The following is a 7,173-nucleotide window of genomic DNA, read 5'->3' as shown; positions in this document are numbered from 1 at the left end:
GATCCTATATTGTCATTATAATAAACCTGTTCCATTTTTTTATAAGGCACAAGTCCTGAAAACAACCATGTTTTAATGATCTCTTTATGATAGCCATACATTTCGGGAAAAAACTTTCTGTTATCATGATAATATCTGAGATGCAATCTTGTAATAAGATCTGAATACCGGATATTGCCCCCGGTCTGCTTAATGGTCTCCAAAAGCAGGTTGAAAAAGTAATTGTGATAGCGGTTATTACTGTAACTCTGCAAAACAACCAGCTTTTGGGCAGATGAAAACTGAATAGGCTGAATATCATACTCCACAGACTGAATGTTGTGAACATCAATAATAATAAAGAAGTGTCCTTCAGAAGTGGCAATATACTTCTCAAAGGCCTGCTGGTAGCCCATCTGTGCATTTTCTAGGTAAGGAATTATATTTCCTTTTTTATCCTGTCTGGCCTCACCACTGAAAAAGATAACACAACAGTCTTCTGAATTCAGGTGAGGGAGTTCTTCAGGAGTTGTTTTTTCATTTAACGAATGTGAAATAACCGTGAAACCGGAAAGATGATTTTTAAGAGACCCGGACATCATATTCTGAAATGCAGAGATATTTCCGGGAGCCAGATTACTGCCGGGGCTGTACCCGTATATACAGTGAAGTTTAGGTTGAATATCTTCACGCTGCTGATACCAGCTTTCCGGTATGTCATTAAAGTCATTGTTCCATGAAGCTCTGAATATCATGAAATCTGAATATACATTTTGTTCCATAAAAATTACTGCTTTATTAAGTTTTTTATCTGGAAGAAATATTTATCCTGGGTTATGCTCTTCATCATATCAATTCCGAAATCAGCGCCTACATTATCCATGACCATTGCATTACTGCCTACTGCTGCTTTTACGCCTATTTGTGTTAAGTGCCGGGCAAGATTTTTACTGTTGCAGGTATTTAATATAACCATTTCCAATTGATTCTGAAACTCCAGCCAGTGCTGCCAAACGGTCAGATCTATTACCTTTCCATTGATATTGGGTGCTCCCTTCGTATCAAATCCTGAATAATAAATCCACTGTACACGGTTTCTGTTATCCGGATGTAGTATAAATGTTTCAATCTCTTTAAACTCTCTGTTTTTAAAAAAACGGACTTCATTGTACAGGCCAATTTCACTGTTAAGCAAATAGCTTCTGATGGATCTGGCTTCCCTGTCTAAATTGGTTAACACCTTTTCCGGGTCTGAAAAAATAAAGATAAACAGGGGTTTCTGATGCTGGATATTCTTTTTATGTAAACCTTGTAAAGCCGGCAGAACTTCGTAGACGTTAGGATTTATTTTGAATTTTGCAGCTATTTTCTTGATTACATAATCAGTTTCCTGACTCTGCCATTGGGATTCCCTCATGTTAATTTTACCGGAAAGTCTTAGCAGATGCTGTACTTTCACCGCTTCATCGGAAGCTTTTCCTAATGGGGCAAAATAGGTTTCCCGGTTACTCATCAGGATAAGCTGCTTGTTTTGAAGCCAGTTTGGAAGGTTATTATTTTCGTTGGTGAGGACTGTTTTTACAAATACACTTCTGATGGATTCCGTGTGATTGTCACTGATTAGTTTTTTGATAAGCTCTGCACAATCTGTAGTGTCTGCTTCGAAAATAGTCTGGCCAATGGTTTCATCCTGCTCAAAAGCAAACAGAGAGTATCCTGTTTTGGTAGTATCCATCCAATAGGGAGTGGCTGTAAGGGCTCCGTCTAGTATTAATGTAAATGAAAGAGGGTTCATTTCAGAAGCAATAACACTGATATTAGAGTCATTTATCCAACTTTGTTCATGGGTATAAAAATAGCAATGGCGATCATGCATTCTGGCATTTTTTGCATGAATATATACTAATAAATGATCTTTTTCTGTGATCTTATATTTTGCTTTTAAAGAGTTTTTCTCTGTTGATACAATGGGTTTTGTTACCTCAATGATATATTGATTCCATTCTTCGGATGCTTCCAATACCTTTTTTATTTTGGTAATATCAGTATCGCTGTCTGCTATTATCAGGGCGATTTTTCGTGATGGAAGTGCACTTTCAAATTTTGAAATCAGTGTTGTCTGTTTTTTTTCAACAGTGATGGTTACAGAATTTTCTTTTCTTTCTGCACTTTTTGAAAGCAGAGAATCAGGAATATTATTATTGGCGATAATATTTCCCAGTGTATGTACATTCTGCAATAGTGAATGCTTCCATAAGCTAAGTTCTTCACTTTTAAACAAGGAACCGAATATGGCTTTATTTTTATCATGATGATTTACATAATCTTCTTTTTGTCTGGCCTGCTCAATGGCTTCCAGCAGGTTTACAATTTCGTTATTTTTTTCATTCTCATTTTTATCTTTATTCTCGTGTAATTCCTTAAGCTGTTTCAGATAGCTATTAACCACACTTTTAGGGTCGTAATACATTTGAGCCTCCGATTTCTGTATTTCCAGATACCTGCTGCCTTCTCTGGTAATAATGTCATTGGGATTATTATGATATTGTTCTACAAATCTGGCGATATCAGCTATGCTAAATGGTTTGCGTAAAGTCCATAGTTTATCATCACTGTTCATCCATTTTAAAAAACGGAGCCTGGTATCAGAATCCATCTCGTATACTTCGTAGCTTATCTGGGTGCAGAAAGGAGCGAGTAAAATATCAGAGATCGCCATTCTGTGGATAAATTTTTTCTCTTCATTCCAGGTATATTCTCCAAAGTTCTGCCACAGCTTGGAAAGCAGATCCGGGGTAAGGAAAGCAGGAACCGAGGCATAGGCAGCCAGCATCATATGGCCAAAAAAATAGTCACTGTAGTACTCTTCTGTAAATTTGGAGTAAAACCATTCCAGCTGAATACGTTCAATAGTACTCAGATCATCTATCGGGAAATTGTCAGGTAAAACTGCCATTTTATTAGGTTTTGTTTTGATACTTTAATAATGTCCTTGTGATCGTCTGAAACGGATTCATTCCTGCATCAAATATAGAAGCCATTTTAAGCACTTCTTTTTTCAGGTTTTGTGCTGTTTCTTCGTGCCATCTGTTTTCCGGGACAGGGTTGAGCCAGAGTATATGGGCACAGTTTTCATTCAGTTGTTTAAGGAAGGGCTGTAGCTGCTGCCATCTTATTTTGTGCCTTTCGGGAGCTCCGTATCCTCTTGCAAAACCAACATCGCTGATGACCACTGCAATACTGAAGTTGTAATTGGTCTTTGAAAGCGCCTGTGCGATTTTAACCGGTGATGTCAATTGAAATTCATTAAATACATAATCTGTAGGTGCGTTCTGGAAGTAATAAACCGGTGCGTTTTTATGACCTCCAGAAGTTCGGGCACTTTTTACCAGTCTGCGGCTAAGCTCATGAAACGGCATCATAGAGCCGTTACAATCTACAAAGAAAATAATGGCATCTTCGCGGTTGCGTAATCCGTGCAGGTATTCCGGTTCGGTGAAGATGTTTTCTCTCGCGATTTTTTTAACAGTGGAGTAGATGTTTATTTCATTGGTTAGTTTTCCTTTTTCGTGCCTTCTCAGGTACTGCCATCCTTTGATCATCTCACGCCGGTTGATGGGTAAATATTCATCCTGAAAATTATACAGAGGGATGCCGGTGGTATCCTTCGGGGATTCTTCATCTTTAATCAGGCTGTCAAAGCTGATGCTTGGAGTAAAGTAATAATTTTCTTGTTCTTCAGCGATCTTTTCTTCATTTTTACTTTCCTGTTGCGCAACGGGATCTTTTTTTTCTTCTTTTTTTATGTCTGCGGATTCGTTAGGTGCAGGGCTACCTTCAGAGGAGGGCTGTTGTGGCTCTTGTGAATTACCGTTTTGAGGAGGCTCTCCTCCTGGAGTTTCGTTTTCCGTTATGGTTTTGAAAAATTTTTCCCATTTGCTCTTTTCTTCAGACCAGGCCGTCGTGAAGAGCTGCGTAAACCGGTCTTCGTCTTTTATATCCTGTAAATACAATATTTTACAGGCTGAGAGTAAAGAATCACCCTCATTATCATAACGGATATGTGGATCTAGCAGAAGCTCTAAAAAGTGCTTATATTTATCAATCCAGCGTTCGTAGCTTAACTGCTGTTCAATCTGATGAAAAAACTGCCAGAAAGGTAAATGCCCATCGAGAAATACGTTCATGATTCAGTTGGTTTTAAGGTTTCTGACTGTTTTTATCTTTCTGATTTTGTACGGCTGCATAGGATTTGAGGATCGTCTGAAAATAAAAAGGAAGAGCTCCTAATGATTTACCTTTATCGATATCAATTATAGCTTCTGTATTTTTTTCATCATTTCCGGGTTCGAAAAAATGTTTCAGATAGTCGTGAATATGTTCGGCAGGGGCGCCTTTTCCATTCCGTCTGTCATAATCAAAGGCGGTAAGCCAGTCTAATAGTTCGCTGGTGCTTACGCGTTTGTTGTCCGCAGGATCATCTTCTCTTTCTTTTTTCAGTATTTTAAATTTTTCAATGGTAAGTTCAACAAAACTTTTATCTGATCTTTGTGATCTTACCAGGTCCGGTAAATGAGCTTCTATGATTCTTTTCATCTGTTCATCATCAGGAAATTTAATATATAAAAACAGACAGCGTCTCAAAAAAGCTTCCGGTAATTCACGTTCATCATTACTTGTGATAAATATAACGGGAGGATATTCTGCTTCTATAATTTCTCCTGTTTCAGATTCGGGAATCTGGAACCGCCGTTCGTCCAGTTCCATTAAAAGGTCGTTAGGGAAATCGATGTCTGCTTTATCTATTTCGTCAATCAGAAGGATGCTTGGATTTTCTTCAGTAGAGGTAAGAAATGCCATTCCCATAGGCCCGAATTTCCGGTAGTCTACTGCTTTTTTATCTTTTAATTCACTGAACTGCTGGGATAATTGAGCATCGCGGAGCCTTTCAATATGATCAAAGCTGTAGATTCCATCAATGGCTTTTGAGGTAGATTTGATGATCCATTCAAAATAATGCTGTTTATAATCATCCCCGTACCATTCATAGGCGACCGCTCTGGATAACTGGGTTTTACCGCTGCCGGGTTCTCCTTTTATGAGTATAGGACGTTTTAGGATCTGGGCTAGCCTTACAATTTCTTTGATTTCCCCCGAAGGAATATAAGGAGCAATAGGTCTTCCTTCTATTGTATTTTTATTTTTTTTAAATTTCAGGGATATCAGCTTTCCTTCATTGTATACTTCTTCAAATTTACCATCAGGAAAATGAGGAGTGATTATTGAAGGCTGCAATTTACTATCTATTAGCTGTTCAAAACGACTGATGCTTCCTTTTACTTTAGGATTCGGGTGTGGATATGGTTTGATTTTCATTTTGTTTAGAGTTTATTAAAAAAAAGTTTAGAATAGATTTCAGTTTTGTTTCTAAGTATTATATCAGAAGCTTTGTCTATAAAATCATAATATTCTATGCTGCTGCCTCTGGGGCATAAGTCTAAAATCACTTTTCGATAGGTATTTTTAACAAAGTTATCCCCTATAATAGTGTTAAGCTCTGTGAGCCAGTTATCAATAGATATTCGGTCAAGTTCTTCTACTCTGTCAAAGAATTTGAAACTGGGATTGCCATATCTGTTTAATATCTCATTGATGTGATCCTTATTGACACATTTTTTATCTGAAGGGTCTAAATTAGGTTTTGAGCAATCCGAAATTAAATTGATCATCAGAGGGCTCCATACCGTATTCTCATCTATACATTCACCAGTTCTATAGACTTCAGTTTTTTCCATTAAAATATTGATGAAGCTTTTAATAACCTCAAATGAGGTTGTGGTTGGGTTTTCAAAAATAAAAGCCAGCAAAAAAGGATATTCATTTCCTTTTTTTAAGACAAAATGACTCCCTACTTTACTAATGAAGAATTTCCACAATAGGCTGTTATCTCCATTGCCATTCAGGATGTTTTCAAATTCTGCTGATTGATCATTGCCCAGTTTTTTGTTTATTGAAACTAAAAAATGATTTATCGTTGGGTTCTGAGATAAATTGATATGAAAACATTGTGTTCTGAAAAAATCAATGGTAAAATCACTAACCTGTCGCTGGCGTTTGGTTAATTCCCTGGAAAATATATTACATCGGGTAGATTCAATCTTAGTAGAATGAGATGCAGAGCTTATGATATAATAATTATAGTTCACCTGAGCGTCTTCAAGATCAATTTCTTTAAAAAACTGACGTTCCTTAGAAAAATTCAGTTCTTTTATAATTGTTTCAGTAAAGGTTATTTGAGAAACTCTTTCATTATCGGATAAATTAAATTCGAAAGCAGGAGGGGCATTATCTTTTGACGGAGCGGGAGCATATTGAAGTTCTTGTCTGTGGCCTGTCTGTGCCATCAGTTTTTCAAATTTAGAATTGATAAAACCTGATAAATTTTCTGCTTTAAATCTTATTTTTTGAACATTGGATTCTAAGAATTCACATAAGGCCTTAGAAAAAGCACTTTCATCTAAAGCTAATTCTTCAGCTCTGCAGGACATAAGAAGTTCCCTTGGGCGACCTTCTTTTGAACTTTGCGAGATCCCAATTTGTGACGCGCCGGAATGACATGCATCAATTATTAATAACAAGCTGCCGAAGTTTTTTAGTATATCAAGGTTGTCCGGATCTTTGGGCTCAAACAAATCTTTGATTTCGATAAAGCTGGTTGCTTTCTTCTTCTTATTGCAATTAAAGGGAGCAACATAAAGAGTTTGTTCACTTCCACAGCCATGACCTGAAAAATAGATAAGAATCTGATCATTTTTGGTCATATTTTTAACCATTGAATTTACAGTCTCAATAATTACATCTTTTGTTGCATCTTCATTTAAAAGATTTATAATGTTTTTTTCTTCATATCCGTATCTTTCTTTCAAAATTTTTTTGAAATTTTCGGCGTCTCGGACAGGATTTTTCAAAGGACTGCATCCTGTTATATCTTCATCATAATCATCTATAGCAATCAGCAAAAGATAATTCACTCCATTGAATTTATTTCTTGGAGTATTGGTTTCAGTTTTATTAAAAGGAAGTCTTGCCCCCCTGGTTTCATGCTCAGTTTCCGTATTACTGCATGCTAAAGCATCACTTTCTGGGGGAGACATGGTATCCTCAGTCTGTGCTTCAGATTTAGAGAGGCTATCA

At 36.9% G+C, this 7,173-nt stretch carries 5 protein-coding genes; all 5 read right to left on the bottom strand.

Annotated elements, in window-relative coordinates; translation table 11 throughout:
• The coding region (locus tag WFK35_RS18990; RefSeq protein WP_336733887.1) for a hypothetical protein at positions 1-761 on the bottom strand (761 nt) is incomplete at its 3' end.
• 5 nt (positions 762-766) lie between these two features.
• Positions 767-2,935, bottom strand: a complete 2,169-nt coding sequence (locus WFK35_RS18985) for a hypothetical protein (RefSeq protein ID WP_336733885.1) — start codon at positions 2,933-2,935, stop codon at positions 767-769.
• 4 nt (positions 2,936-2,939) lie between these two features.
• Positions 2,940-4,166 carry a hypothetical protein gene (locus tag WFK35_RS18980; RefSeq protein WP_336733883.1) on the bottom strand — a complete coding sequence of 409 codons (1,227 nt, stop codon included), beginning with the start codon at positions 4,164-4,166 and terminating at the stop codon, positions 2,940-2,942.
• A gap of 13 nt (positions 4,167-4,179) precedes the next feature.
• Positions 4,180-5,355 (bottom strand): AAA family ATPase, encoded by a 1,176-nt coding sequence (locus WFK35_RS18975; protein ID WP_336733881.1) that lies wholly within the window; start codon positions 5,353-5,355, stop codon positions 4,180-4,182.
• 5 nt (positions 5,356-5,360) lie between these two features.
• Positions 5,361-7,173 (bottom strand): caspase family protein (locus WFK35_RS18970; RefSeq protein ID WP_336733879.1); only part of this gene is annotated, 1,813 nt, incomplete at its 5' end.

The sequence above is a fragment of the Chryseobacterium sp. VD8 genome (assembly GCF_037149975.1).
In the GTDB taxonomy this organism is placed as follows: domain Bacteria; phylum Bacteroidota; class Bacteroidia; order Flavobacteriales; family Weeksellaceae; genus Chryseobacterium; species Chryseobacterium indicum.
Note: the sequence above shows the minus strand (reverse complement) of the source record. Positions and strands in the feature narration are given on the sequence as shown.